This is a genomic window from Nocardioides sp. P4_G10, assembly GCF_056401175.1.
Genome location: NZ_JBFUJV010000003.1, coordinates 128738 through 154693 on the forward strand (window position 1 = coordinate 128738; position 25956 = coordinate 154693).

Consider the following 25956-nt stretch of genomic DNA (forward strand, 5'->3'; position numbering starts at 1 on the left):
CGTTCCGGGGTCGAGTCAGGGTGAGGTCAGGGTCGATCGCGGGTGGTCTCGCGCACCCCACCGTCCAAGAAGTGTTTGACAGTCGTCACCGGCGTCGGGCACGCTACTCCCCAAGAACTCTTGGAGGGTGGCATGGACGAGACGGACCACGACGCGGTGGCGCGGCTGCGGGCGACGGCGCACCCGGTGCGGCTGCGCATCCTGTCGCTGCTGACCGCCGAGGCGATGAGCGCGGCCGAGGTGGCCCGCACCCTGGAGATCACCCACGCCAACGCGTCGTACCACCTGCGCCTGCTCCACGACGCCGGCGAGCTCGTGGTGGAGAGCGAGGAGAAGATCCGCGGCGGTGTGGCCAAGCGCTACCGGTACGACGCCACGCGCGAGGTCGCCGACCGCTCCAGCCCCGTCGGCGACCGGATCGCCTACGCCCGGGCCACCGCGCTCGAGGTGGAGCGACGGCTGCTCGACGCGGGCCCCGGGTCGGGATCGTCGAGCGACCTCGAGGCATGGGTGCCGGTCGAGGTGTGGCGCCGTGCCCTGGACCTGATGCACGAGGCCTCCCACCTCCTCCACGCCGAGGCCCGGCCCGCCGGCACCGCGGAGACCGTGCACGTCAGCGCCACCACCAACGCCTTCACGATGACCGGTGGGCTCGAGGGCGACGCCGCCCGCTGGGTGCCCGCCACCGAGGAGCGCCGATGAGGCGCGAGGGCTCGCTCGCGCCCCTCGGCGAGCGCAACTTCGCGTGGTACTTCTCCTCGCGCCTGGTCAACACCCTCGGCGCGATGATGGCCAACATCGCGCTCACCTTCGCCGTGCTCGACATCGACGGCCGGGCGATCGCCATCGGCATGGTCCTGGCAGCGCACACGATCCCGATGATCGTGCTGCTGCTCTGGGGCGGGGTGCTCTCCGACCGCTTCCCCCGGGCCGTGGTCCTGCAGGTCTCCAACGTCGCGTCCGCGCTCTCCCAGGGCGCGATCGCCTGTCTCGTTCTGACCGGGCGTGCCGAGCTCTGGATGATCATCGCGCTGACCGCCTTGCACGGAGCAGTGTCGGCGATGTCGATGCCCGCGATGGCGGGCATGGTCCCGCAGCTGGTGCCCCGCGAGTCGCTGCAGCAGGCCAACGCGCTTCTGTCCCTGACCCGCAACGGCCTCACGGTGCTGGGCCCGTCGCTCGGCGCGTTCCTCGTCGTCACAGTGGGTCCCGGCTGGGCACTCGCCGTCGACGCCGTCACCTGGGCCCTGGCCGCGCTCCTGCTGATCCCGGTGAAGATCCCCCCGCGCGCACCGCGGGCCGAGGCGACGTCGACGCTGCAGGACCTCCGTGAGGGCTGGACGTTCTTCCGCAGCGTCACCTGGCTGTGGGTCGTCGTCCTGGGGTTCGGAGGCCTCAACATGATCCACAACGGAGCGCTCTTCACCCTCGGGCCGGTCGTCGCTGAGGACACGATCGGGCGCCAGGCCTGGGGCTTCGTGCTCTCGGCCGAGGCCGCCGGGCTCCTCGTCATGGCGTTCGTGCTCCTGCGCTACCGGCTCGAACGACCACTCATGTGGGGCATGCTCGCGATCACCCTCAACGCCGCGCCGATGATCATGCTGGGGGTCGACCCGGTTGTCGTCGCCCTCGTCATCGCCGCGTTCGTCGGCGGCATGGGCATCGAGGTGTTCTCGATGGGCTGGGCGCTCGCCATGCAGGAGAACATCGACGATGACATGCTCAGCCGCGCGTACTCCTACGACATGCTCGGCTCGTTCGTCGCGATGCCGATCGGCCAGCTGGCCTGGGGTCCGCTCGGCGTGGCCTTCGGCAACGAGCGGGTCCTCGTCGCCTCTGGCATCGCGTACGTCGCCATCTGCGGGCTCGTGCTCTGCTCGCGGTCCGTGCGCGACCTGCCGCGCGCACCGGCGGCGACCCCCGTGGCCGAGGTGACGACCGGCACGTCCTAGGGTCAGCGAGCATGAGCGTCATGGATCTCTTCCGCCTCGACGACAAGGTCGTCATCGTCACCGGCGCCTCGAGCGGGCTGGGCGTCGCGTTCGCCCACTGCTTCGCCGAGGCCGGCGCCGACGTGGTGCTGGGTGCGCGTCGCGTGGACAAGCTCGAGCGGGTCGCCGACTCCGTGCGCTCCACCGGCCGCCGCGTCCACACCGTCGCGACCGACGTGGCCGACCCCGAGCAGTGCCAGCAGCTCGTGGACGAGGCGGTCGCCAAGTTCGGCCGCGTCGACGTGCTGGTCAACAACGCCGGCATCGGCACCGCCGTCCCCGCCACGCGCGAGACGCCCGAGCAGTTCCGCTCGGTCATCGACGTCAACCTCAACGGCTGCTACTGGATGGCCCAGGCGTGCGGCCGGGTGATGCAGCCCGGATCGAGCATCATCAACATCTCCTCGATCCTCGGCCTCACCACCGGCGGCCTGCCGCAGGCGGCGTACTCCGCCTCCAAGGCAGGCCTGGGCGGTCTCACCCGAGACCTCGCCCAGCAGTGGATGGGTCGCAAGGGGATCCGCGTGAACGCGCTCGCACCGGGCTTCTTCTCCTCGGAGATGACCGCCACCTACCCCGACGGCTACCTCGACCAGGTGATGACGCGGGTGCCGGCCGGCCGCAAGGGCGACCCCCGCGAGCTGGCGGCGACCGCCGTCTGGCTGGCCTCCGACGCCGCCGGCTACGTCACCGGGCAGATGATCCCGGTCGACGGCGGACTCACCATCGCCTGATGTCCCACGGGGACTACAAGGCGTTCTTCGCCGCGGCCTGCGCGGGGGACGTCGAGCTGGTCCGGCACCACCTCGATGCAGGGGTCGACGTCGACTTCGTGCACCCGGAGCTGCAGTCCACCGCCCTGGTCGCCGCCATCGAGGAGGGTCGTGAGGACGTGGCGCTCCTCCTGCTCGACCGCGGTGCGTCCCCGATGCTCCACTCCCCGCTCGAGGGCGCCACTCCCCTGCAGGCAGCGCGCGCGGCCAGCCTCGACCGGGTCGTCGCCCGGCTCAGCTGAGCCAGGGCTCGCCCGCGACGACCCCCTTCGTACGCCGTCCCGCTGCGGCCTCGTCCAGCCAGCGCTCGGCGTCGGACACGCCGCTGCTCGAGCAGCCGTCGAGCGTCCGCCGCACGACGCGCTCGCCCTCGCGCACGACGTAGACGCCGCCGTCGAGGGCCAGGATGAATGCGCTGTCGACGGTCTCGAGCAGGTCGGCCGATCCGGTGTCGCAGGCGTCGCAGCCGCAGTCGGGCTGGCTCTCCAGCACCTCGGCCGGGTGCCCCACGCCCACCTGGAGGAACGCCTCGTCGGCGCTCTGGGACGGCGCCCAGCCCACGCTGACGGGATGCGTCCCGGCCCGCCCCCGCAGCACGGTCACGCGGTTGAACCGGCCGTGGATGTTCCCCACCCAGTCGACCTCGTCGGGGTCCACCACCTCGGCCGACGCCGTCCCCCGCGTGGTCAGCACCTCGATCCAGGCGTCGGCGCGTGCGCCGAGCAGCCGGTAGCGCTCGGGATCGGTCACGCGGGAGTACTCCTCCGTCGCGGCCGGACGCCCGTCCGGGCGCGGATCCGGCCAGTCGCCGAGGTCGCCGCGCAGCCGCGAGAACGCCGCGTCCACCGCAGGGAGCAGAACCGTCGCGGGGAACCGGCGCCGGTCCGGGCGGGTCGTGACCTCCACCTGGTCGAGGACGAGCATGGCCGACGTGTCGTGGGGCGTCGACAGGACGATCGAGGCCGGTTGCAGCTCGTCATCGGTCTCGAAGAACGTCCACGTCGCCTCGTCGGCGTGCTCGGGCTCCCCAAGCGGCAGCAGCGTGATCGACACCCCGTCACGCTCGCGGAAGGCGCGGCGCGGGAAGTGGCGGTCGCCGGTGAAGCCGAGCGCCAGCAGCAGGGCCGCGACCCGGTCGGGGTCGGGCGGCACGAGCGAGATCCACTCGAGGACCGGGCCGTCAGCGGGGCCGGGCGCCATCGGCGTCGTCCATTCGATCAGGAACGGCAGCGAGCCGTCGTACGGCCCCGGGCCAACGTCGCAGACCCGCCACTCGAGCAGCTCGCCGTCGGGGGTGCGGCGCGACCCGGGCACAGGCGGGTCGGGCTCGAACCCGGCCGCCTCCAACGCGGTACGCGCCTCGTCGAGGTCTTCGACCGCCACGGCCCACGAGATCGGACCGCGCGCCGACCGGATGCGGTCGAGCCACGGGTTGGACTCCTCCGACCCGGCCGCGATCAGCTCGACGTAGGCGGGTGCAGGTCCGCGCACGAGCACGTTCTCGGTGCCGACGGGGTGCGCTCCCCCGCGCTCGGCGGGGATGCCGGCGGCACGCCACCGCGCCGCCGCCTCGTCGAGGTCCTCGACGGCAACGACGAGGTGGTCGAAGCGTGCTCCCATGCCTGACAGGCTAGGAGCCCCGTCCAGCGGGTTTCGCGGCTCAGGCGCCGGTGAGGATCTCCGTCACGGCGGCGACCAGGCCGGCGATGTCCTCGTCGCTGGCAACCAGCGGCGGGGCGAAGCGGACGGTGGAGCCGTGGGTGTCCTTGGCGAGGATGCCGCGCGCCATCAGCGCCTCCGACATCTGACGGCCCGACATGAGGGTCGGGTCGATGTCGATGCCGGCCCACGCGCCGCGGACGCGGACGTCGGAGAGGCCCTTGCCGATGAGCTGGCCGAAGCCGGCCTCGAGCTGGGCGCCGATCTCGGCCGAGCGGGCCTGGAAGGTGCCCTCCTCCAGCATCGTGACGACCTCGGTGCCGATGGCGGCGGCGAGCGGGTTGCCGCCGAAGGTCGAGCCGTGCGAGCCGGGCGTGATGACGTCCATGACCTCGCGGTCGGCCGCGATCGCGGAGACCGGGTAGATGCCGCCGCCGAGCGCCTTGCCCATGATGTAGATGTCGGGGACGACGTCCTCGTGGTCGCAGGCGAACGTCTTGCCGGAGCGGGCGAGCCCGGACTGGATCTCGTCGGCGACCATCAGCACGTTGCGCTCGGTGCAGAGCTCGCGGAGGTCGCGCAGGAAGCCCTCGGGAGGCATGACCACGCCGCCCTCGCCCTGGATCGGCTCGAACAGGACGGCAACAGTGGTCTCGTCGATGGCCGACGCGATCGCCTCGATGTCGCCGTACTTCACGCCGCGGAAGCCGGTGGTGAACGGCGCGTAGCCCGAGGTGGCGACCTCGTCGTCGGAGAAGCTCACGATGGTCGTGGTGCGGCCGTGGAAGTTGCCCTCCATCGTGATGATGGTGGCCTGGCCGGCCGGGACGCCCTTGACCTCGTAGCCCCACTTGCGGCTGACCTTGATGGCGGTCTCGACGGCCTCGGCGCCGGAGTTCATCGGCAGGATCATGTCCTTGCCGGTCAGCCGGCACAGGGCCTCGGCGAAGCCGCTGAGCTTGTCGTTGAAGAACGCGCGGCTGGTCAGCGTCAGCTTGCCCAGCTGCTCGCGCGCGACCGCGACGAGACGCTCGTTGGAGTGACCGAAGTTGAGCGCCGAGTAGCCCGCGAGGCAGTCGAGGTAGCGGTTGCCGTCGACGTCGATGACCCAGGCGCCGTCGCCCTCGGCGAGCACCACGGGCAGCGGGTGGTAGTTGTGTGCGGCGTAGCGCTCGGTGGCCTCGATGTGGGCGGCCGTGGCGGTGCTGGTGGTGAGGTGCGTCGCGGTCATGAGCACATGGTGCCACCGGGTTCGCCCGAACGCCGATTCGCACCGAACCCGCGGATCCGCCGGAACATCCACGTCCACAGCGCCGGAAGGCGGGCGAATCTCCGCCCGCGCGAACGAGAGATCGGCGGACCGGAGCCGATGGGGAACCTCGGCTCGCCCAGGGCAGGGCCACCGCTCCCCGATTCCGGCGGAATGGAAAAGGCCGGACCCTGACGGATCCGGCCTTCTGAGTTGGTGGAGCTGAGGGGACTCGAACCCCTGACCCTCTGCATGCCATGCAGATGCGCTACCAGCTGCGCCACAGCCCCAACATCGTCCTTCCGTGGAGCCGGAAGGACAACGCGGAGAACATTAGCCGACACCCGACCGGCAGGTGAAATCGGGGTCCGGGATCAGGTCAACCATCGCCAGAGGAGCCACATGCCGAGCGCCGCGACGACCAGCCCGGCGAGCACCGGGACGACCATCAGCGCCACCGCGCCGACGACGTACGCCCTGCTCGGCGGCTCGCGGAGAGGCTGGCGCTCGACCTCGCGGAGGAGCAGGCGGAGGTTCTTGCGGTTGGCCCGGTGGGCGACGTCGAGGACGTCGCCGACCCCCGGGACCAGCCCCAGCAGCGCGTCGACGACCAGGTTGAGCCCCATCCACGCCAGCACCGTCATCGGCACCCGCGCCCGGATCGCGTCGCGGACGATGACGCTGGACAGGGCGCTGCCGACCGCGTCGCCGATGCCGGGCACGAGGCCGATCACCGCGTCGAGGCCGAGCCCGATGCGCGTGCCGGGCACGGTGACGGCGTCGTCCATCACCCTCGCGAGCTGGCGGCTGAGCGCCACGTCGACCTCGCGGGCGCGCTCGGTCACACGACGCGGTTCCAGGCCGCGAGCCGCCACCGTTCCACCCCTCCGGTCCACGCGGACGCCGCGTGCTCGAGCACGACCCAGCCGCAGTTGCTCAGCACCCCGAGGGACTCGCTGACCTCTCCCCGCCACTCGAGGAAGGCGGGGACCACCACGCGCAGGGCGGCGCCGTGCGACACGACGACGCCGGTGTCGCCCTCCCCCAGCCCGTCGGCGTACGACGTCAGGGCGGGCAGGAAGCGCGCCACCACGTCGTCGGGTGTCTCGCGCCCCGGGATGGCCGCGACGTCACCGGCCACGAGGGCTGCGTGCTCCCCGGGATGGGCGGCGGCGTACTGCTCGTCGGTGAGCCCCATGCGGTGCGGCCCGATGTCGAACTCGCGCAGGCGTGGGTCGAGGACCGGCTCGAGACCGGTCTCCGCTGCGAGCGCGGCGGCCGTGCCGGCGGCGCGGGCGAGGTCCGAGGACCACACCGCCACCGGTGACAGCGCGGCGAGGACGGGGGCGACCGCCTTGGCCTGCGCCTCACCGGTCTCGTCGAGGGGTACGTCGGCGTGGCCCTGCGCGCGCCCGGTGTCGTTCCACTCCGTGCGGCCGTGCCGGAGCAGGACGAGGCGCCTCACGTGAGGGTCAGCGGGATGAGCGGGCAGTCGCTCCAGAGACGCTCGAGGGCGTAGAAGGACCGCTCCTCCTCGTGCTGCACGTGGATCACGATCTCGCCGTAGTCGAGGAGCACCCAGCGCCCCTCCTTGTGGCCCTCGCGGCGGATCGGCTTGGCGCCCACCTCGCGGAGCTTCTCCTCCACCTCGTCGACGATCGCGCCGACGGCACGCTCGTTGTTGGAGCTGGCCAGCACGAAGGCGTCGGTGATGGCGAGCTGGTCGCTGACGTCGAAGGCCAGCACCTGGTCGGCCTTCTTGTCGTGCGCGGCCTGGGCCGCGACGGCGACGAGCTCGAGGGCGTGGTCGGTGGCAGTCATGCGGAGTCCTTGCTTGTGCTGGAGCTGGTGCGGTGGGTGGTGCTGGTCGGGTGGCCGGCGGTGGCGCCGGCGGCCGTGTAGAGGTCGTGCTTCGCGATGTACTGCACGACACCGTCGGGCACGAGGTACCAGACGGGCTCCCCACGACGCTTGCGCTCGCGACAGTCGGTGGAGGAGATCGCGAGGGCCGGGATCTCGACCATCGTCACGCGGTCGGAGGGGATCTTGGCGAGCGCCGCCGGGTCCATCTCGTAGCCCGGCCGGGTGACGCCGACGAAGTTGGCGAGCTCGAACAGCTCGTCGGCGTCACGCCAGGTGAAGATGTCGGCGAGCGCGTCGGCGCCGGTGATGAAGAACAGCTCGGCGTCGGGCATCTCGGCCTTGAGGTCGCGCAGCGTGTCGATCGTGTAGGTCTTTCCCTCGCGGTCGATGTCGACCCGGGAGACGTTGAAGCGCGGGTTGGCGGCGGTGGCGACCACGGTCATCAGGTAGCGGTGCTCGGCCGTCGTGACGTGGCGGTCGCTCTTCTGCCACGGATCGCCGGTGGGCACGAAGATGACCTCGTCGAGGTCGAACCAGGCCTGCACCTCGGACGCGGCCACGAGGTGGCCGTGGTGGATGGGGTCGAAGGTGCCACCCATCACCCCGACGCGACGCTGCCCCACAGGACCGGTCACCGGATCAGCTGTGCTCGCGCCCGCCACCGAAGGAGACCACGGCCAGCAGGAGGACGAGCAGCAGCCCCAGCGCGATGGCGCCCACGACGTAGGGGTGGACGGCAGGCTCGCTCTCGGCCTCGGCGGCCAGCGTGATGACGGTGCTCAGCATGGCGCTCACCCTACCGGCACCGCTGCACGGTCACCTGACGTGGCCCTCGCCGACGACGACGTACTTGCTCGACGTCATCTCCGGCAGCCCCATCGGGCCGCGCGCGTGGAGCTTCTGGGTGGAGATGCCGATCTCGGCGCCGAAGCCGAACTCGCCGCCGTCGGTGAAGCGGGTCGACGCGTTGACCATCACCGCCGCGGAGTCCACGGCGGCGACGAAGCGCCGGATGGTCGCCTGGTCGCGGGCCAGGATCGCCTCGGTGTGCCCGGACGACCAGCGGCGGATGTGGGCGATCGCGCCCTCGACGTCGGCGACGACGGCGGCGGAGATCTCCAGGCCGAGGAACTCGGCGGCGTGGTCCTCGTCGGTCACGGGCACCACGTCGTCGTACTCAGCGAACGCGCTGTCGCCGTGGATGAGCACCCCGGACGCCTGCAGCGCCTCGACCACGGTGGGGAGGAACTCGTCGGCGACGTCCTCGTGCACGAGGAGCGACTCGGCGGCGTTGCAGACGCTGGTGCGGTGGGTCTTGGAGTTGAGCACGATCGCGAGCGCCTGCTCGAGGTCGGCCGAGGCGTCGACGTAGACGTGGCAGTTGCCGACGCCGGTCTCGATGACCGGCACGGTCGACTCCTCGACCACGCTGCGGATCAGCCCCGCTCCCCCGCGCGGGATGAGCACGTCGACGAGGCCACGGGCCCGCATCAGCGCCTTGACGCTGTCGTGGGTGTCCCCCGGCACGAGCTGTACGACGTCCTCCGGCAGGCCGCTGCGCGCCACCGCCCCGCGCATCGCCTCCACGATCGCGGCGTTGCTCGACCGGGCGCTGGAGGAGCCGCGCAGCAGGACGGCGTTCCCGGACTTCAGGCAGATCCCGGCGGCGTCCGCGGTGACGTTGGGGCGCGCCTCGTAGATCATCCCGACCACGCCGAACGGCACCCGCACCTGCCGCAGCTCGAGCCCGTTGGCCAGCGTGCTGCCGCGCAGCACCTCCCCGACGGGGTCGGGCAGGCCGGCGACGTCGCGCAGGCCCTGCGCCATCGCCTCGAGGCGGGACCCGTCGAGCCGCAGGCGGTCGACGATGTTGGCAGGCGTGCCTGCGGCTTCAGCCCGGGCGACGTCCTCGGCGTTGGCCGCCAGGATCTCCGTCGACGAGGCGACCAGCGCGTCGGCCATGGCCCGCAGCGCGGCGTCCTTGGCCGCCCGCGTGGCCGTGGCCAGCTCGTGGCTGGCCGTCCGGGCGCGACCGGCGACGTCGCGCACTGCCTCCTCGCTGCTCATGCTGTCCAGCGTAGGGCGGGCGAGCCTAGGGTGACGTCATGTCTCGCATCACGGGGGTGATCGTCGCACTGGCGACGACAGCGGCAGTCCTGACCGGCTCGACCTCGGGCGCCGCACCGCCACCGGCGCCGGCGTCCGCGCCGGGCGCACCCGGGGTCGCGGACCTGCCGAGGGCGATCGAGGGCGGCGTGGAGCTCACGCTGGCCGACGGCGACCTCCTGCGCCTGTGGGCGGCGGCGGACTACCGGACGGTGTGGTCCCGGCGTCGCGACGCCACCACCGGCGCCTGGGGTTCCCGCCTGGAGGTGCTGCACCGCAAGAACCTGTTCTGCGGCGACGTGGACGCCCGCACGTCGGGCGGCGCGGTCGCCGCGATGGTGCAGTGCGACTTCTACGGCTACGCCGAGGACCAGGCGCCGGTCGGTTCGCAGGCGCTCTGGTCGCCCGACGCGGTCACCTGGTCGTCGTACGCGCTGGAGGGCGAGGCGTACGACGAGCCCGGCATCTCCCCCAGCGGCGCCAACGCCGTGTGGCTGCAGTCCGGTGGCTACGTCACCCGCACCGCGGCCGGGTTCGCGGCCCACGACCTGGACACGCCCGGCCGGGAGTACACCGCCACCGCCACCATCACCGACGACGCCCAGGTCTCGTACCTCTACGGCGCCACCGTGACCCGCCGGCGGTGTGGGATGGTCGTCCTGACCCGCACGGGTGACGCCGCGCCGACGCGCCAGGACGTCGAGATCGACGACGCCTGCCAGGACCGCAACTTCGCCAACGTCGACGCGAACAACGCCGTCTTCGGGGAGTTCGACTCCCCCGCCTCCGTCGCCGTCATCTCCCGTCCCGACGCCTCGTCCCCGTGGGCCGTCACCCGGGTCGCTCCCTCCTCCGCCCCCGGCCTCGTCGTCCACGAGGGGCGCCTGTACACCCAGTACTTCACGGCCCCCGGCGCCCCGCTCGTCGCCCTCGGCTCCCGCCGGGGCCGGCAGGTGCGCGCCCAGGTGTACGACCCGGTCGCCCAGGTGTGGAGTCCTCCGACCACGGTGCTCACGTCGCGCAGCCGTTGTCGCTGGGGCAGCAACGGGACCGACCAGCCCCTCGCGGTCCTCGTCGCGGTCGTGAGGTGCGGGGGCAGCAACGTCGCGCTCACCACCCGCGACGGTCTCGCCTGGCAGGCGCTGCGGATGGGTCCGCGCGTGCTCGGGCAGTCCCGGGACGGCCGGTACGTCGCCGTGCCGGGCCCCGCCAGCACCCACGTCATCTCTGCCGACCGGGGCGTCGTCACCCTGCCGCATGGCACCACCGGGCGGTGCGACGTCGCCGTGCCGGCCGGCCCGGACGAGGCCGTCCTGCTCGTCGCGGGACAGCACTCACGGAGGTGGCCGGTGCGCTTGAGTCACCTCTCGGCGGACGGGACCGATCGGCTCGCGCGGTCCAGGGCGCCGACCCCCGGCCGGTGCACGTCGGTCGAGCAGTCCTGGGACCGGCCCACCCGCTTCGAGATGGGCAGCACGCGTATGGACCACGGCCAGACCGTCGAGGTGGTGCGTCGCCGCAGCGGGTGGACGGTGCGGCTCCGCCGCTGGTGACCTGACGACGGACGCACGAACGCCCCCGGCCGGTGGGCCGGGGGCGTTCGTCGTACGACGTGCGGGTCAGCCCTTGCGAGCGGTGATCTGCTCGGTGGCGGCGGGGAGCACGGAGTGCAGGTCACCGACCACGCCGAAGTCGACGAGCTCGAAGATCGGGGCCTCGGGGTCCTTGTTGACCGCGACGATCGTCTTCGAGGTCTGCATTCCGGCGCGGTGCTGGATCGCACCGGAGATGCCGTTGGCGACGTAGAGCTGCGGCGAGACCGTCTTGCCGGTCTGGCCGACCTGGAACGCGTGCGGCATCCAGCCCGAGTCGACCGCGGCACGCGAGGCACCCACGGCCGCGCCGAGCGAGTCGGCGAAGCCCTCGACGGGCTCGAAGTTGCCGCCGGTGCCACGACCACCGGAGACCACGATCGCGGCCTCGGTGAGCTCGGGGCGACCGGTCGACTGGCGCGGCTGGGTGGCCACGACCTGCGCGGTCTTCGCGACGTCGGAGATCGTCGCGGCGAACGCCTCCACCGCACCGGCGCCGTCGGCCTCCTCGGGAGCAGCCGAGTTGGGCTTGACCGTGATGATCGGCGTGCCCTGGGTGACCTTCGCCTGGACGGTGTAGTTGCCGGCGAACACGCTCTGCGTGGTCACCGCCGCCCCGCCATCTCCAGCTGAGACGTCGACCGCGTCGGTGATCAGGCCCGAGCCCAGCTTGATCGCCAGGCGACCGGCGACCTCCTTGTTCTCGAACGTCGAGGGCAGCAGGATCGCGGCCAGCCCATCTCCCCCAGAGCTCTTCTCGGCCAGCTGCTGCAGCGCCTCGGCCTTCGGCGCGACGAGGTAGCCCTTGATCTGGGCGTCGTCGACGACGTAGACCTTCGCGGCGCCGTACTTCTTGACCTTCTCGGCCACGGCATCGCCCTGCTCGGGCGAGCCGAAGAACACCGCGGACGGCTCGCCGAGACGGCGGGCGATCGTGAGCAGCTCGTAGGTGGGCTTCTTGACCTCGCCGTCGGCGTGGTCGACTACAACAAGAACCTCAGACATGTCGACAAGCTCCTCAGATGAACTTCTTGGACGCGAGGAACTCGACCAGCGCACCGGCGCCCGAGCCGTCCTCGTCGGTGACGATCTCGCCGGCGGTGCGCGGCGGGCGGGCGGTGGTGTCCTCGACCTGCGAGTAGGCCACCGACAGGCCGACCTGGTCGGCGTCGAGGCCCAGGTCGCTCAGCGACCACGTCTCGAGCGGCTTCTTCTTCGCCGCCATGATGCCCTTGAACGACGGGTAGCGGGCCTCGCCCGACTGGTCGGTCACCGACAGCACGATCGGCAGGGTCGCGCCGATGACCTCGGTCGAGCCCTCGTTGTCACGCTTGATGCGGACCTGGTCGCCCTGCGACTCCACGACCGAAGCCAGCGTCACCTGCGGCATGCCGAGCCGCTCGGCCAGCATCGCCGGCACGACCGAGCCCGACGCGTCGGTGGACGCCATCCCGCAGATCACCAGGTCGGCGCCGGCGTCGGCCTTGATCTTCTCGATCGCCTTGGCGAGCACCAGGGAGGTGCCGAGGTAGTCGGAGCCGGCGATGGCGTCGTCGACGACGTGGACACCGGAGTCGGCACCCATCTGCAGCGACTTGCGCACCGCGTCGACCGCCTTCTCCGGACCCACGGTCAGCGCGGTGACGGTGATCTCCTCACCCTCACGCTTCTCACGGAACTGGAGCGCCTGCTCCACGGCGTACTCATCGAGCTCGGACAGCAGGCCGTCGACGCCAACGCGGTCGACGGTGAAGTCGTCCTCGAACTTGCGGTCGGCCGTCGCGTCCGGCACGTACTTCACACAGACAACAATGTTCATGGTGGTGTGGCCTCGCGGCCCCTCCTGTGCACTCGGATGTGGCTATGAGGTTACTGGTCGGTCAGGGCCGACCGGAATGGCGTCCCGGGTGCGGTCGCTCACAGTGACGCTGTCACGGTCAGCGGGCGCCCGGCCCGGCGTCAGGGCTTGATGACGCGGTAGAGCACGCGACCGACCACCAGCCAGGCGATGGCGGCGAGACCCCAGTTGAAGAGTGCGTTCTTGACCTCGGCGCCCTCGCCGCGGAACTGCTTGATCCCGTCCCGGCGGGAGAACACGTCGAGGTCCGCCCACRAAGCGGCCGTGAGGACCGCGTCGACGAGCTCGTTGGACCTGTTGGCGTCCAGCGCGATCAGCAGCGCCCCCGCTGCGAGCACCAGCGCCGCGAGCGCGCACGCCAGCCACACCAGCTGGGCGAGCGTCGCCCGGATCTTCGTTGCCACGTGGTGGTCTTCCTCTCGGTCCGGGGCCGCTCAGCGGCCCACGAAGGTTGCCTTGCCCGGTCCGTTCTCAACGAACGAGGTGATGCCGCGGGTACGGTCCTCGGTCGCAAAGACTCCGGCGAACTGCTGGCGCTCGATCTCCAGGCCGGTGTCGAGGTCGACCTCGCTGCCCCGGTCGATGCACTCCTTGGCGGCCCGGACGGCCAGCGCGGCGGCGCCGCTGAACTGGGCGGCGTACGCCACCGACTCCTCGAGCACCTTGTCCGCCGGGACCACCCGGTCGACCATCCCGATCCGCAGCGCCTCGTCGGCCTTGACGAAGCGGCCGGTGAAGATGATGTCCTTGGCCCGCGACGTGCCGACCAGCCGGGCCAGGCGCTGCGTGCCGCCGGCCCCGGGGATGATGCCGAGCAGCACCTCGGGCTGGCCGAGGACGGCGTCCTCGGCGGCGAAGCGCAGGTCGGCGGCGAGGGCGAGCTCGCAGCCGCCGCCCAGGGCGTAGCCGTTGACCGCGGCGACGACCGGCTTGGGGATCCGCGCGATCGCGGTCGTGGCCGAGCTCACCGAGGCAGAGACCTTGACCATGTCGGAGTAGCTCAGGTCGGCCATCTCCTTCACGTCGTTGCCTGCGGCGAAGACGCGCTCGCCGCCCCAGATCACCACGGAACGCACGTCGTCGCGGTCGGTCAGCTCGGCGGCGGCCTCCCGCAGGTCGGCCTGGACCTGGACGCTGATCGCGTTCATCTTCGGCCGGTCCAGCCGCAGGACCGCGACCCCGTCGGTCACGTCGATCGAGACGAACTCCATGGTGGCTCCTTGTCGCGGTGGGACGGCGTCGTGGGTGGCGTCGTGGTGGGGCGCGGTGCGAGGCGCATTGTGCCGTGCCGGGACTGTGCCACCACAATGGCTCGCGTGACACCGCCCCCCGAGACGAGCACTGTCTGGAACCACGACGGCGAGACCATGGCGGTCTGGCCGGGTCGCAACCACCCCTTGGGCGCGACGTGGTCCCGGGAGTCGACCAACTTCGCGGTGTACGCCCCCGAGGCACGTGCGATGTGGGTGTGCCTGTTCGACGAGGACGGCGTCGAGACGCGCCACCGGCTGACCGAGCTCTCGCTGGGTGTGTGGCACGGAGCGCTGCCGGGCGTGGCGCGTGGCGCGCGCTACGGCTATCGCGCCGACGGGCCGTGGGACCCCGGGGCCGGACTGCGGTTCAACCCCGCCAAGCTCCTGCTCGACCCCTACGGCCGGGCCGTGTCCGGCGACCTCGTCGTCGACAAGGCCATCTTCGGCTACGTGAAGGACGACCCCAAGACCCGCAGCGACCTCGACTCGGCGCCCTACGTCCCCCGCAGCGTCGTCGTCCACGACGACTTCCAGTGGGGCCCGGACACCTCGCCGCACCGCCGGTGGCGCGACACCGTGATCTACGAGATGCACGTCAAGGGCATGACCGCGCTGCACGACCGGGTGCCCGAGGAGCTCCGGGGGACGTACGCCGGACTGGCAGCGCCGGCCGTGACCGACTACCTCAAGGACCTCGGCGTGACGGCGGTGGAGCTGCTGCCCGTGCACCAGTTCTTCTCCGAGCCTGCCCTGGCCGAGCGGGGCCTGGTCAACTACTGGGGCTACAACTCGCTGTGCTACTTCGCCCCGCACAACGCGTACTCCGCCGCCGGCGACCGCGGCCAGCAGGTCACCGAGTTCAAGCAGATGGTCAAGGACTTCCACCTCGCCGGGCTCGAGGTCATCCTCGACGTGGTCTACAACCACACCGCCGAGTCGGGCCCCCGCGGGCCGACGCTCAGCTTCCGCGGCCTCGACGACCGGGGCTACTACCAGCGCGTGGTGCCGCCGACGGCGAAGCCCGGCCAGGATCCCGAGCCGGTGCGCTACTGGGACGTCACCGGTTGCGGCAACACCGTCGACGCCACCCACACGCAGAGCCTGCGGATGATCCTCGACTCGCTGCGCTACTGGGTCACCGAGATGCACGTCGACGGCTTCCGCTTCGACCTGATGAGCGCGCTGACCCGCACCGAGCAGGTCGTCGACATGGGCTCGCACCTGCTCACCGCGATCGGGCAGGATCCCGTGCTCCGGCACGTGAAGCTGGTCGCCGAGCCGTGGGACGCGTCGATGGACGGCTACCGGGTCGGGGAGTTCCCACCGCCGTGGGTCGAGTGGAACGACCAGTTCCGCGACACGGTCCGCGACTTCTGGCGCGGCCACTCGGGCGGCGTACGGACCGTCGCGACCCGGCTGTCCGGGTCGAGCGACCTCTACGCCGACGACGGCCGCTCGCCCTACGCCTCGATCAACTTCGTCACCGCCCACGACGGCTTCACGCTGCGCGACCTCGTGTCCTACAACGTCAAGCACAACGACGCCAACGGCGAGGACAACCGCGACGGCACCGACAACAACCGGTCGTGGAACTGCGGTATCGAGGGCGAGACCGACGACCCGGAGATCATCGCGCTGCGTCGTCGCCAGGCGGCCAACCTGATGGCGACGCTGTGCTTCTCCAGCGGCGTCCCGATGCTCACGGCGGGCGACGAGCGCGGGCGCACGCAGGGCGGCAACAACAACGCCTACGGCCAGGACAACGAGACCTCGTGGATCGACTGGCGCCCCGACGACGCGTGGCTCGACCTCTACGAGATCACCAAGACCGCGCTGCGGCTGCGTCGCGAGCACCCGGTGCTGCGGCAGCGGCACTGGTTCGCCGGGCGGCCGACGATCAAGGGCGGCATCAAGGACCTCGTCTGGGTGCACCCGGGCGGCCACGAGATGACCGTCGACGACTGGAACGACGACAGCATCCGCACCATCGGGATGTTCCTCAACGGCGCTCCCCTGCGCTCCCCCGGCCCGCACGGCGAGCAGGTGCGCGACCGGTCGTTCATGATCTGGCTCAACTCCGGCGTCGACGACGTCGAGCTGGTGCTGCCGGCCAACCAGTGGGTCCACCACGGCGAGGTCGTCCTGTCGACCAACGCCGACCTCGCCGTCGGCACCCCGGTGGTCGCGGGAGGGACGATGGAGCTGCAGGCGCGCTCGGTGCTGGTGCTGCGTCAGACCTGATCGCGCCCGGGCTCAGGCCGGGGCGCCCACCCACTCCATCGGGTCACCGGCGTCGAGGTCGGTGATGCCGAGGGTCTCGAAGGCACCCAGCACGACGAGGCGTCGTACGGCGGCGAAGGTGAGCACGTGCGCCACCATCCCGCCGTAGGTGAAGACCCGCGGCGACTCGCAGGTGACGTCGACGAAGGTGTCGTCGAGGCGGCCCTCCTCGATCGTCGTACGCACCTGCTCGAGGAAGGCAGGGCCCTCCTCGGCGAGCTCGCGCCGCAGCGTGCTGAGCGACTTGCCGCGCTCCTGGTCCCAGTCGTAGGACCGCTGGTCGACGGCGGCGTTCCACTGGGCCAGCTGCCCGACGAGCCGGCCGAGCACGGAGCGGATGGTCATGTCGTCGTCGATGGTGCCGATCGGCACCTCGATCGGGGCGTCGAGCTGCTCGTCGGTGAGCCGGGTCGCCCGGTCGATCATCTCGCCGGTCAGCCAGACGTGGTGCTCGATCATGCGCGTCATGAGGTCCATCGGGGTCACCTTTCGGGAGGTCGGCAGCCGCAGGCTGCCGGGCGGGTGGAAGTGCACGCCGCTCGGACCCTCGATCTGGGTGCGGGTGGGGTGCTGACGCCAGCGGCTCGGCGCGGTGCCGTACTCCCGCGCGAACGCCCGGGTGAACGCCTCGTGCGAGCCGTAGCCGGCCTCGAACGCGAGGTCGACCACCTGCTCGTCGCACGTCAGCAGGCGGTACGCCGCGCGCTCCAGCAGCAGCCTCCGGCGCATCCGCTCCGGCGGCTCACCGCCCGCCGCCGACACGACGCGGGCGAGGTGGAAGCGGGAGAGGTGGAGCCGACGGGCACGTTCGTCGCCGCCCAGGTCGAGGGTCTCGGCCAGGGTGGCGAGGAACTCGGCGAAGGTGTCGGCCGCTGTCGTCATGGCCACCACCCTCGTCCGCGGCCGGGCCGCGCACTTGATCGCACGTGCGCAGTCTGCACCCGCTCAGGCGGGCCGTGCCTCCGTTCGTGCCTCCGTTCGTGCCTCCGTTCGTGCCTCCGTGGTCGACTCCGTCGCCGCCTTCGCCGCACCGATGACCTCGGTGAGGCGGTCGCGGAGGTCCAGCAGCTCGTCGAGCTCCAGGCCCAGCCGCTGGAGGATCGTGCCGGGCACCTCGAGGGCCTGCGTCCGCAGGTCGCGGCCCCGGTCGGTCAGGGCCACCGCGAGGCTGCGCTCGTCCACGGGGTTGCGGTCCCGCCGCACCAGGCCGGCCGCCTCGAGCCGCCGGAGCAGCCGCGAGAGCGTGGCCGGGTCGAGCTCGAGCCGCCGGCTGAGGTCGGTCACGGACAACGGCTCCCCGCCCCACAGCGCCAGCATCACGAGGTACTGCGGGTGGGTGAGCCCCATCGGCTCGAGCACCGGCCGGTAGACCGAGATGACCGTGCGGGACGCCACCGCGAGGGCGAAGCAGACCTGTCGCTCGAGGGCGAGGGGATCGTCGTGGTCGTCGATTCGGCGGGGCGCGGACATTCCGTTAGCCTAGCAATCGTTGTCACAGCAAACGATTCGTGAGAGAGGCTCGCATGGCCGGCAGCGTTCCCGCTCGACGTACGGAGAAGGGTCGCGGTCACCTGCTCGACCTCGACGCCCCGCGCCGGATCGTCCAGGACCCCGAGAAGGACGCCCGTGACCTCGCCCGCGTGCAGCGATGGGTGATGTCGACCCTGGCCGTCACCACGATCCTGCACCTCGTCGTCGGCCTCGTCGTCGCAGCCGTGATGCTGGACGACTCCCCCACGTCGTCCAAGATCGGCCTCAACGTCATCGCCGGCATCTTCGGTGCCTTCGCCGTCGCCGTCGGCCGCGCGATCCACGGCAAGCGCATCGTCTCCCCCTGGCTGCTGCTCGCCGTCGTCCCGACCGCCGTCGGGCTCTGGCTGACCTTCGGCTGACGTGTCCGATCCGGCGCTAGAGTCGTCGTATGGGAGCACCTGACAGCTCGCGCGACACGCGCTTCACGACCCTCCCCGCCGGCGTACACGCCGAGGACCTGGTCGCCGGGGTCGACACCGGTCACCCGCCCGAGCCGGACGACGTGCGCAACGTCGACCAGCACGCCGCGACGCGCGACGACTGAGCCCCGGCCTGCCGCTCGACGTCCCGACCACGCTCAGCCGCCCTCTTCGTCCTGGTCTCGGTCTGCTTTCTCCGGTCAGAGCCCGAGCACCTGCACGGCCACGAGATACGTCCCGCGCACGCCGTCGGGGTCGTGGAGGGCCGGGTCGTCCTCGGCCACCGCGGCCGCGCGGGCACGCACGGCTGCGCCCGGGTCGACGGCCGTGAGGTCGGCGGCGAGGGCAGCAACGACCTGCGGCAGGTCGTGCTCGTCGAGGTGGTCCAGGGCGAGGCTGTCGTGCAGCATGCCCGCCGCCTCCGCCATCAGCTCGCGGGCGGTCTCCGCGTCCACGTCGGGTCGCGACGAGGCGGCGGCGTCCGCAGCCGCGAGGAAGGGCTCGAGGATGCCGGGCGGAGCGGTCGAGGGCATGGAGCGATCGTCCTCGCGACCGCCGCACCCGGCAACGCCTTTACCGGTGGCCCGCCGCCGACGTACGTAATAACCCGGATGCGAAGTGGGCACGGGGAGGCGCACGCTGGAGGGAGACACGACCCGACCAGCACCGAAAGGAGACTCACCATGTGGGACACCGTCCAGACCAGCAGGACCCACCTCAGCCACGACCTGCCGTGCCCGGGGTGCGGCCACGCCGCGCACACCTACCTGCCGTGCAGCGACTCCTGTCGGTGCCGGCGACCGAACCCGCTCGCGACGAGCTCGGCCGCCTGACGGTCAGGCCGGCTCGGCCACCAGACCGAGCTCGGCGACGGAGGCGAGCGACTCGTTGCGCGGGACGACGCGGACCGTGTAGCCGAACGGGCCGGAGACCGCGAGCGGCACGGCGGCGTCGAAGCGGTGGCGGTTGCCGTCGTAGGACTCCCCCACCAGCATCGGCGTCGCCGAGGTCGCGGTGAGGACGTCGTCGGAGCCGATCCGCCCGTGGACGACCTGCACCTCGACGTCGTCGGCCGACAGCGAGCCGAGCGCCACCCAGGCGCGGACGGCGAGCGTCGCGCCCACGACGGCCTGGTCGCCCACGCCCTCGGAGTCGACGTGCTCGACGCGGACGCCCGGCCACGCGGCGCGGACGTCGTGCTTCCAACCCGACAGGGTGCGGGCGCCGACGTAGTCGGAGTTGAGCGTGCGCGCCGTGTGCGCGGCCGGGGCGTACAGCTCCCGGACGTAGTCGCGGACCTGGCGGGTGGCGAGCACCTTGGGGCCGAGCGACTTCAGCGTGTGGCGGACCATCTCCAGCCAGCGCGGGGGCACGCCCTCGTCGTTGGTCTCGTAGAAGCGCGGCACGACCTCGCCCTCGAGCAGGTCGTAGAGCGCGTTGGCCTCGAGGTCKTCACGCCGGTCGGGGTCGTCGATGCCGTCGGCCGACGGGATGGCCCAGCCGTTGTTGCCGTCGTACCACTCGTCCCACCAGCCGTCGAGGATCGAGAGGTTCAGGCCGCCGTTGAGCGCCGCCTTCATGCCGGAGGTGCCGCACGCCTCGTAGGGGCGCAACGGGTTGTTGAGCCAGACGTCGCAGCCGGGGTAGAGCGGCTGCGCCATCGCGATGTCGTAGTTGGGCAGGAACGCGATGCGGTGCCGGACCTCCGGGTCGTCGGCGAAGCGCACCATCTCCTGGATGAGCCGCTTGCCGGTCTCGTCAGCCGGGTGGGCCTTGCCGGCGATGACCAGCTGGATGGGCCGCTCCGGGTCGAGCAGCAGCTTCTTGAGGCGGGCGGGGTCGCGCAGCATCAGCGTGAGGCGCTTGTACGTCGGCACGCGCCGCGCGAAGCCGATGGTCAGCACGTTGGGGTCGAGCGCGTTGTCGATCCACGTCGTCTCGGCAGCGGCGTAGCCCCGCTTGGTCGCCGAGCGGCGCATCCGGTCGCGCGCGTCGTCGACGAAGCGGGTGCGCAGCGTGCGCTTGAGGTCCCAGATCTCGCGGTCGCTGAACTGGTCGACGAGCGGCCACAGGGCGTCGGTGTCGTCGCCGTCGATGTCGCCGCCGCGGCTCGCGGCGAGCTCGATGACCTCGCGCGCGATCCAGGTCGGGCCGTGGACGCCGTTGGTGATCGACGTGATCGGCACCTCCGCCTCGTCGAACGCCGGCCACAGGCCGTTGAACATGCCGCGCGACACGTGGCCGTGCAGCTCGGAGACGCCGTTGGCGCGCTGGGCGAGGCGGAAGCCCATCACCGCCATGTTGAACACGCCGGCCTCGCCGCCGTCGTAGTCCTCGGCACCGAGCGCGAGGATCCGGTCGACCGGGACGCCCGGCGTCGGCGAGTTGCCGCCGAAGTACTGGGAGACGAGCTCGCGGGGGAACCGGTCGATGCCCGCGGGCACCGGCGTGTGCGTGGTGAACACCGTGCCGGCGCGGGTGACCTCGAGCGCGGTGTCGAAGTCCACGTGCGGCCCGGCCTCGTCGACGGTGAGCTCACGGATGCGCTCGATGCCGAGGAAGCCGGCGTGGCCCTCGTTGGCGTGGAAGACCTCCGGCGCCGGGGCGCCGGTGATGCGCGACCACACCCGCAGGGCACGTACGCCGCCCACGCCGAGGAGCAGCTCCTGGCGCAGCCGGTGCTCGGAGTTGCCGCCGTAGAGCCGRTCGGTCACGTCGCGGTAGTGGGCGCTGTTCTCCTCGACGTCGGTGTCGAGGAGCAGCAGCGGCACCCGACCGACGTGGGCGACGAGGATCCGGGCCACCAGGTCGGGGCCGTCGGGCAGGGCGATGGAGACCGTCGCTCGGCTGCCGTCGGTCTCGCGGAGCACGGTCAGCGGCAGCTCGTCGGGGTCGAGGACGGGGTAGCTCTCCTGCTGCCAGCCGTCCCGGTCGAGCGCCTGCTTGAAGTAGCCGTGGCGGTAGAACAGGCCCACGCCCACCAGCGGGATGCCGAGGTCGGAGGACGCCTTGAGGTGGTCGCCGGCCAGGATGCCGAGGCCGCCGGAGTACTGCGGCAGCACCGAGGTGATGCCGAACTCGGACGAGAAGTACGCGATGGCGCGCGGGGCGTCGTCGCCGGCCTTGCGGGCGTACCACCGGTCCTCGGTGAGGTAGCGCTGCAGGTCGGCGTGCGCGGCGCCGAGGCGCGCGCGGAAGTCGCCGTCCTCGACCAGCTCGTCGAGCCGTTCGCGGCCCACGGCACCGAGGAAGCGCACCGGGTCGCCCTTGACCTGGCGCCAGAGCTCGGCGTCGATCGAGGAGAACACGTCCTGGGTGGGTGGGTGCCAGGACCAGCGCAGGTTGCCGGCCAGGGCAGCCAGCGCCCCCAGGGGCTCGGGGAGGACAGGACGGACGGTGAATCGTCTGAACGCTCGCACGGACCAGCACGCTAGGCCATTTCTTGGAACGATCCAAGAGCGCCCCCCACCCCTGCGCGTCACAGCGGCGCATAACCCGAGGACCCACCACGCCGTTGTTGCGGCATGACCATCCCCCGACCGCGCCTCGGTCGCGCCTCCCTCGCCGTCGCGACGCTGCTCGCGATCTCCACGCTCAGCACCATCCCCCCGGTCGCGTCCTCGGCCACCGCCGGGACCGGGACGAGCACCCCGGGCCCCACTCCGCCGGACGTCCGCACCCTCGGCGACCCCGTCGCCGGCCCCCGGGACGTGGACACCCGCGGCTCGGCCGTCCCGACCCCGCTCCAGCGCCAGGCCGTCGCGGCGCTCGGCGACGTGACCACGCGCTGGGGCTCCCTCGGTACCCCCGCGTCGATCCTCCCGGCGGACGGCAGCCTCGGCGCCGCGGACGGCACGCCCGTGGTGGCCGCGCGCGACTGGCTGCGCGACCACGCGGCCGCGTTCGGCCTGTCGCCCGCCGGCGTCGACGACCTGGCGCTCGTCAGCTCCCAGCAGCTCGCGGGCTCGGCCGCCCGCGCCGTGCTCCTCCGCCAGGACTTCGACGGGACCGCCCCCGCGCTGGGCGGGCTGGTGACGGTCGGTGTGGCGGACGGCCAGGTGGCCTACGTCTCGTCCTCGCTCGCGCGCCCGACGGCCGCGATGCCGGCCGCCGCCCTCACCCCGCTCCAGGGCTGGCTGAGGGCGGCTGAGGACCTGTCTGTCGGCATCCCGGCCGACACGGTCGGCGACGTCGTCCGCTCCGTGAGTGGTGGATGGACCCGGCTCAACGTTCCCGGCTTCGCCCAGGAGCAGCAGGTGCGACTCCGCGCCCTGCCGATGGCCGACGGCACCGTCCGCCCGGTCCTCGAGGCCAACGTCGTGGACGTGGCCGGCGGCTCCACCCTGGCCTTCACCTCACTGGTCGACGGCATCACGGGCAAGGTCCTCGTGCGCCACAACAAGTCCGACAACTTCGCCTACAACGACGTGTTCACGGGCGCCGTCACCCCGACGGCGTGCGGACCCAAGCACCCCTTCGACCTCGAGGACGACCTGACCCGCTCGATCACCGCGGTCGCCACGGGTCTGCCCACCGACGACTTCGTCGTGAAGATCTTCCGCGGTGACGAGGTCCTCGTATCGGGCGACCTGGCGACCAACCCCGAGGTGGCGACGTACTCCGCCGCCGCCATCCCCGCCGGCACCTACGCCGCACAGGTCTGCCCGTTCGACGCCGCGTCCGTGGTCGCCGGCCAGTACGCCCTCGCGGTCAGCGCCAGCGACACCGCCCCGCCCGGCGCCGGCGACCTCGCCGCCAACCCGCGCTGGCGCTGGTTCACCGCCAACCCGACCCTCGACTCCCCCACCGAGACGCCGGACAACTCGATCGTCGGGTGCTGGAACGCCGAGGCCGGCTGCACCGCCCCGCCGACCCCGCTGCGCAACGTCGCCGCCTTCGGGCCGTGGGACACCGTCAGCGCCCTGCCCACCTTCACGACCGTCGGCAACAACGCCAACACCCACGAGGCGTGGGCCAGCCCGCTCACCCCCGGCGGGCTGCTCCAGGCGCCCGTCTCCGCTGATCGCCACTACACCGCGGACTTCGAGGACCGCTGGAACAACAGCCGCTGCGACGTCGGCCAGCTCGTGCCCGGAGACAACGACATCGACGCGTCGGTGGGCAACCTCTTCGCCGCCCACAACCGCATGCACGACTACTCCTACTACCTCGGCTTCACCGAGGAGAACTACAACCTGCAGCTCGACAACGGCAGCCGGGGCGGGGTCGCCGGCGACCAGGAGGTGGGCAACGCCCAGGCCGGCGCCATCACCGGCGGCAGCCCGAGCTTCCTCGGCCGCGACAACGCCAACCAGGTCACGCTGCAGGACGGCACACCGGGCATCACCAACCAGTACCTGTTCGAGCCGATCGCCGGCGCGTTCTACGCACCCTGCACCGACGGTGGCCTCGACATGGGCATCGTCGGCCACGAGTACACCCACGCCATCAGCAACCGCATGGTCGGCGGACCCGACGAGGGCCTGACGTCGGAGCACGGTGGCGCGATGGGCGAGTCGTGGGGCGACCTGGTCGCCGGCGAGTACCAGTTCTCGCACGGCTACAGCAACGGCGGGAACGTGTGGGCCGTCGGCGCCTACGCCACCGGCAACACCGAGACCGCGATCCGCGACTACGCCATCGACCGCAACCCGCTCAACTTCTCCGACTACGGCTTCGACTCCACCGGTCCGGAGGTCCACGCCGACGGCGAGATCTGGAACGGGACCATGTGGGAGGTCCGCCAGGCCCTCGTGGAGAAGTACGACGCCCGGTTCCCGTACGACGACGCGCAGCTGCAGCTCGCGTGCGCGCAGGCGACGCCGACCGCCACGCCGCGCCCCGTCGAGACCTGCCCGGGCAACCGGCGCTGGGTGCAGCTGATGTTCGACGCGTTCCTGCTCCAGCAGGGCGCGACCTCGATGCTGGACGCCCGCGACGCCATGACCGCCGCCGACCAGATGCGGTTCGGCGGCGCGGACACGGACGTCATGTGGGCGGCCTTCGCCCGCCGCGGCATGGGGGCGGGCGCCGCCGTGGCCGACGCCGACGACAGCGAGCCGACGCCGAGCTTCGCGACCCCGACCGGCCCGACCTCGACGGTCACGTTCGCCACCACCGGCAAGGCGAAGATCTACGTCGGTGACTACGAGGCGCGGGTGACCCCGGTCGCCGACACCGACCCCGGGACGGCTCTGGGTGCCAGCGCCGCCTTCACACCCGGCACCTACGACATGGTGGCCGTCTCGCCCGACCGCGGTTTCACGCGCTGGACGATGACGGTCCTGCCTGACGGTGGGCCACGCACCGAGACCGTGGGCGACGTGGTCAACCTCGCCTCCTCGGCCGCGGGCGCCACCGTCATCGGCTCCACCGAGGGCTCGCTCAACCCGGACGCGCTCATCGACGGCACCGAGGCGACCACCTGGGGCGGGGTGACCGAGGCCCAGGTCGACGAGTCGCACCCGTCGGTGTCGGTCGACCTCGCTGGTGAGGTCAGCACGGTGAAGCGGGTGCAGGTGAGCGCCCACCTCACCCCGGCACCGGCCTCGCCGACGGACATCCCGCTGGCGCAGGATGACCCGGACTCCGGCTCGCGCTTCACCGCGCTGCGACAGTTCGCCCTCGAGGCCTGCACCGCGAGCTGTGCCTCGCCCGACGCCACGTGGACGCGGTTCTACACCTCGCCGGCGGACGCCTTCCCGAGCGGCCTGCCCCGGCCGGTCGCACCGACGCTCAACCTTCGTGGGTTCGACGTGCCCGACACCCCAGCTGCCGCCGTACGCCTGGTCACGCTGGAGAACCAGTGCACCGGCCAGGAGGCCTACGCCGGCGACCAGACCGCGGCCTCCGAACAGGCGGTCAACCCGCTGGAGACCGACTGCAAGACGGGCTCGGACCGCGGCACGATCGTGCACGCCTCGGAGCTCCAGGTCTTCGCGGAGGACGCCGGGCTGCCCGAGCAGCCGGCGGGCACGACGACCGGCTCCACGCCCGGCACAACGACCGGCACCACGACGACGACCCCCGACTCCACCGGGACGGGAGCTGGGACGACCGGCGGAGCCGCTGTCGTGACCCGTACCCGGATGGTCGTCAAGCGAGCCTTCCAGACCCGACACAAGCCCGCTCCGGTGCTGTTCCTGACCGTGCGTTCGACCGGCGACCGCGAGGCCGGCCGGTTCGTGGTCCGGCTCGCCGGCCGGACGTGGAAGGTCGTCGCCACCGACGACGGGACCGCGCGTGTGGGGGTGCCGAAGAAGGCACTGCGCCCCGGTCGCACCACCGTGCGGGCGAGGTTCGTGCCGGCAGACGCCACGGCGTTCGCCCCGTCGCGCAGCAGGCTGCGCACCATCAGGGTGGCCATGGTGCGCTGACCGG

25 protein-coding genes and 1 tRNA gene are annotated in these 25956 nt (G+C 72.0%); 9 read left to right on the forward strand and 17 right to left on the reverse strand.

What is annotated here, in order from left to right:
* Positions 1–132 precede the first annotated feature (132 nt).
* Genes AC1DP1_RS06135 through AC1DP1_RS06150 form a run of 4 tightly spaced genes read left to right on the forward strand, consistent with a single transcriptional unit; the run spans position 133 to position 3006 of the window.
* Positions 133–702 carry an ArsR/SmtB family transcription factor gene (locus AC1DP1_RS06135; RefSeq protein WP_477506115.1) on the forward strand — a complete coding sequence of 190 codons (570 nt, stop codon included), beginning with the start codon at positions 133–135 and terminating at the stop codon, positions 700–702.
* Positions 699–1952, forward strand: a complete 1254-nt coding sequence (locus tag AC1DP1_RS06140) for an MFS transporter (RefSeq protein WP_477506116.1) — start codon at positions 699–701, stop codon at positions 1950–1952. The genes AC1DP1_RS06135 and AC1DP1_RS06140 overlap by 4 nt, the downstream gene beginning before the upstream one ends.
* A gap of 11 nt (positions 1953–1963) precedes the next feature.
* A complete protein-coding gene (locus AC1DP1_RS06145; RefSeq protein ID WP_477506117.1) occupies positions 1964–2725 on the forward strand; it encodes an SDR family NAD(P)-dependent oxidoreductase in 762 nt (253 codons plus the stop codon).
* Positions 2725–3006: an ankyrin repeat domain-containing protein gene (locus tag AC1DP1_RS06150; protein WP_477506118.1), complete on the forward strand. Its 282-nt coding sequence runs from the start codon at positions 2725–2727 to the stop codon at positions 3004–3006. The genes AC1DP1_RS06145 and AC1DP1_RS06150 overlap by 1 nt, the downstream gene beginning before the upstream one ends.
* On the opposite strand, the gene AC1DP1_RS06155 is transcribed toward AC1DP1_RS06150, so the two are convergent.
* The 9 genes from AC1DP1_RS06155 to AC1DP1_RS06195 form a co-directional block, all read right to left on the reverse strand.
* On the reverse strand, positions 2999–4384 hold the full coding sequence (locus AC1DP1_RS06155) for a DUF6226 family protein (RefSeq protein WP_477506119.1): 1386 nt from the start codon (positions 4382–4384) through the stop codon (positions 2999–3001). The genes AC1DP1_RS06150 and AC1DP1_RS06155 overlap by 8 nt on opposite strands.
* Before the next feature lie 40 nt (positions 4385–4424).
* Entirely contained in the window at positions 4425–5654 is a 1230-nt protein-coding gene (gene rocD / locus AC1DP1_RS06160) for an ornithine--oxo-acid transaminase (RefSeq protein ID WP_477506120.1), read from the reverse strand.
* Positions 5655–5886: 232 nt separating this feature from the next.
* Positions 5887–5962 (reverse strand) — tRNA-Ala (locus tag AC1DP1_RS06165).
* 84 nt (positions 5963–6046) lie between these two features.
* Entirely contained in the window at positions 6047–6517 is a 471-nt protein-coding gene (locus AC1DP1_RS06170) for a DUF4112 domain-containing protein (protein WP_477506121.1), read from the reverse strand.
* A complete protein-coding gene (locus AC1DP1_RS06175) occupies positions 6514–7137 on the reverse strand; it encodes a histidine phosphatase family protein (protein ID WP_477506122.1) in 624 nt (207 codons plus the stop codon). Before AC1DP1_RS06175 ends, AC1DP1_RS06170 begins: the two co-directional genes overlap by 4 nt.
* Positions 7134–7493 (reverse strand): ribosome silencing factor, encoded by a 360-nt coding sequence (rsfS, locus tag AC1DP1_RS06180; RefSeq protein WP_457186867.1) that lies wholly within the window; start codon positions 7491–7493, stop codon positions 7134–7136. Before rsfS ends, AC1DP1_RS06175 begins: the two co-directional genes overlap by 4 nt.
* A complete protein-coding gene (nadD, locus tag AC1DP1_RS06185) occupies positions 7490–8170 on the reverse strand; it encodes a nicotinate-nucleotide adenylyltransferase (protein ID WP_477506123.1) in 681 nt (226 codons plus the stop codon). The genes rsfS and nadD overlap by 4 nt, the downstream gene beginning before the upstream one ends.
* Positions 8171–8174: 4 nt before the next feature.
* Positions 8175–8321, reverse strand: a complete 147-nt coding sequence (locus tag AC1DP1_RS06190) for a hypothetical protein (RefSeq protein WP_268110570.1) — start codon at positions 8319–8321, stop codon at positions 8175–8177.
* Between the two features lie 30 nt (positions 8322–8351).
* Positions 8352–9602 carry a glutamate-5-semialdehyde dehydrogenase gene (locus tag AC1DP1_RS06195; protein ID WP_477506124.1) on the reverse strand — a complete coding sequence of 417 codons (1251 nt, stop codon included), beginning with the start codon at positions 9600–9602 and terminating at the stop codon, positions 8352–8354.
* 38 nt (positions 9603–9640) lie between these two features.
* On the opposite strand from AC1DP1_RS06195, the gene AC1DP1_RS06200 reads away from it, so the two are divergent.
* Positions 9641–11194, forward strand: coding sequence for a hypothetical protein (locus AC1DP1_RS06200; protein WP_477506125.1), 1554 nt, complete (start codon positions 9641–9643; stop codon positions 11192–11194).
* Between the two features lie 66 nt (positions 11195–11260).
* Here the strand turns inward: AC1DP1_RS06200 and AC1DP1_RS06205 are convergent, their stop codons facing one another.
* The 4 genes from AC1DP1_RS06205 to AC1DP1_RS06220 all read right to left on the reverse strand — a co-directional run bounded on the left by AC1DP1_RS06205 (position 11261) and on the right by AC1DP1_RS06220 (position 14302).
* Positions 11261–12238: an electron transfer flavoprotein subunit alpha/FixB family protein gene (locus tag AC1DP1_RS06205; RefSeq protein WP_477506126.1), complete on the reverse strand. Its 978-nt coding sequence runs from the start codon at positions 12236–12238 to the stop codon at positions 11261–11263.
* A gap of 13 nt (positions 12239–12251) precedes the next feature.
* Positions 12252–13034: an electron transfer flavoprotein subunit beta/FixA family protein gene (locus AC1DP1_RS06210; RefSeq protein ID WP_477506127.1), complete on the reverse strand. Its 783-nt coding sequence runs from the start codon at positions 13032–13034 to the stop codon at positions 12252–12254.
* Between the two features lie 158 nt (positions 13035–13192).
* Positions 13193–13495 carry a hypothetical protein gene (locus AC1DP1_RS06215; protein WP_477506128.1) on the reverse strand — a complete coding sequence of 101 codons (303 nt, stop codon included), beginning with the start codon at positions 13493–13495 and terminating at the stop codon, positions 13193–13195.
* Between the two features lie 30 nt (positions 13496–13525).
* Positions 13526–14302, reverse strand: coding sequence for an enoyl-CoA hydratase/isomerase family protein (locus tag AC1DP1_RS06220; protein WP_477506129.1), 777 nt, complete (start codon positions 14300–14302; stop codon positions 13526–13528).
* Positions 14303–14407: 105 nt separating this feature from the next.
* Between AC1DP1_RS06220 and glgX the strand changes: the two genes are divergently transcribed.
* Positions 14408–16585, forward strand: coding sequence for a glycogen debranching protein GlgX (gene glgX / locus AC1DP1_RS06225; RefSeq protein WP_477506130.1), 2178 nt, complete (start codon positions 14408–14410; stop codon positions 16583–16585).
* A 12-nt stretch (positions 16586–16597) separates the two neighbouring features.
* On the opposite strand, the gene AC1DP1_RS06230 is transcribed toward glgX, so the two are convergent.
* Together AC1DP1_RS06230 and AC1DP1_RS06235 are read right to left on the reverse strand one after the other, a co-directional pair.
* Positions 16598–17506 carry a helix-turn-helix domain-containing protein gene (locus AC1DP1_RS06230; RefSeq protein ID WP_477506131.1) on the reverse strand — a complete coding sequence of 303 codons (909 nt, stop codon included), beginning with the start codon at positions 17504–17506 and terminating at the stop codon, positions 16598–16600.
* A gap of 63 nt (positions 17507–17569) precedes the next feature.
* Positions 17570–18094 (reverse strand): MarR family winged helix-turn-helix transcriptional regulator, encoded by a 525-nt coding sequence (locus AC1DP1_RS06235; protein WP_477506132.1) that lies wholly within the window; start codon positions 18092–18094, stop codon positions 17570–17572.
* A gap of 53 nt (positions 18095–18147) precedes the next feature.
* On the opposite strand from AC1DP1_RS06235, the gene AC1DP1_RS06240 reads away from it, so the two are divergent.
* Both AC1DP1_RS06240 and AC1DP1_RS06245 read left to right on the forward strand, forming a co-directional pair.
* A complete protein-coding gene (locus AC1DP1_RS06240) occupies positions 18148–18516 on the forward strand; it encodes a hypothetical protein (RefSeq protein WP_268110560.1) in 369 nt (122 codons plus the stop codon).
* A 29-nt stretch (positions 18517–18545) separates the two neighbouring features.
* The gene (locus AC1DP1_RS06245; protein WP_477506133.1) at positions 18546–18701 is read left to right on the forward strand and encodes a hypothetical protein; all 156 of its coding nucleotides are present in this window, start codon (positions 18546–18548) and stop codon (positions 18699–18701) included.
* Between the two features lie 75 nt (positions 18702–18776).
* Here AC1DP1_RS06245 and AC1DP1_RS06250 read toward each other — a convergent pair whose 3' ends face one another.
* Together AC1DP1_RS06250 and glgP are read right to left on the reverse strand one after the other, a co-directional pair.
* Positions 18777–19109 (reverse strand): hypothetical protein, encoded by a 333-nt coding sequence (locus AC1DP1_RS06250; protein ID WP_477506134.1) that lies wholly within the window; start codon positions 19107–19109, stop codon positions 18777–18779.
* 303 nt (positions 19110–19412) lie between these two features.
* On the reverse strand, positions 19413–21995 hold the full coding sequence (gene glgP / locus AC1DP1_RS06255; protein ID WP_477506135.1) for an alpha-glucan family phosphorylase: 2583 nt from the start codon (positions 21993–21995) through the stop codon (positions 19413–19415).
* Between the two features lie 105 nt (positions 21996–22100).
* Between glgP and AC1DP1_RS06260 the strand changes: the two genes are divergently transcribed.
* Positions 22101–25952, forward strand: coding sequence for a M36 family metallopeptidase (locus tag AC1DP1_RS06260; protein WP_477506136.1), 3852 nt, complete (start codon positions 22101–22103; stop codon positions 25950–25952).
* Positions 25953–25956 lie beyond the last annotated feature (4 nt).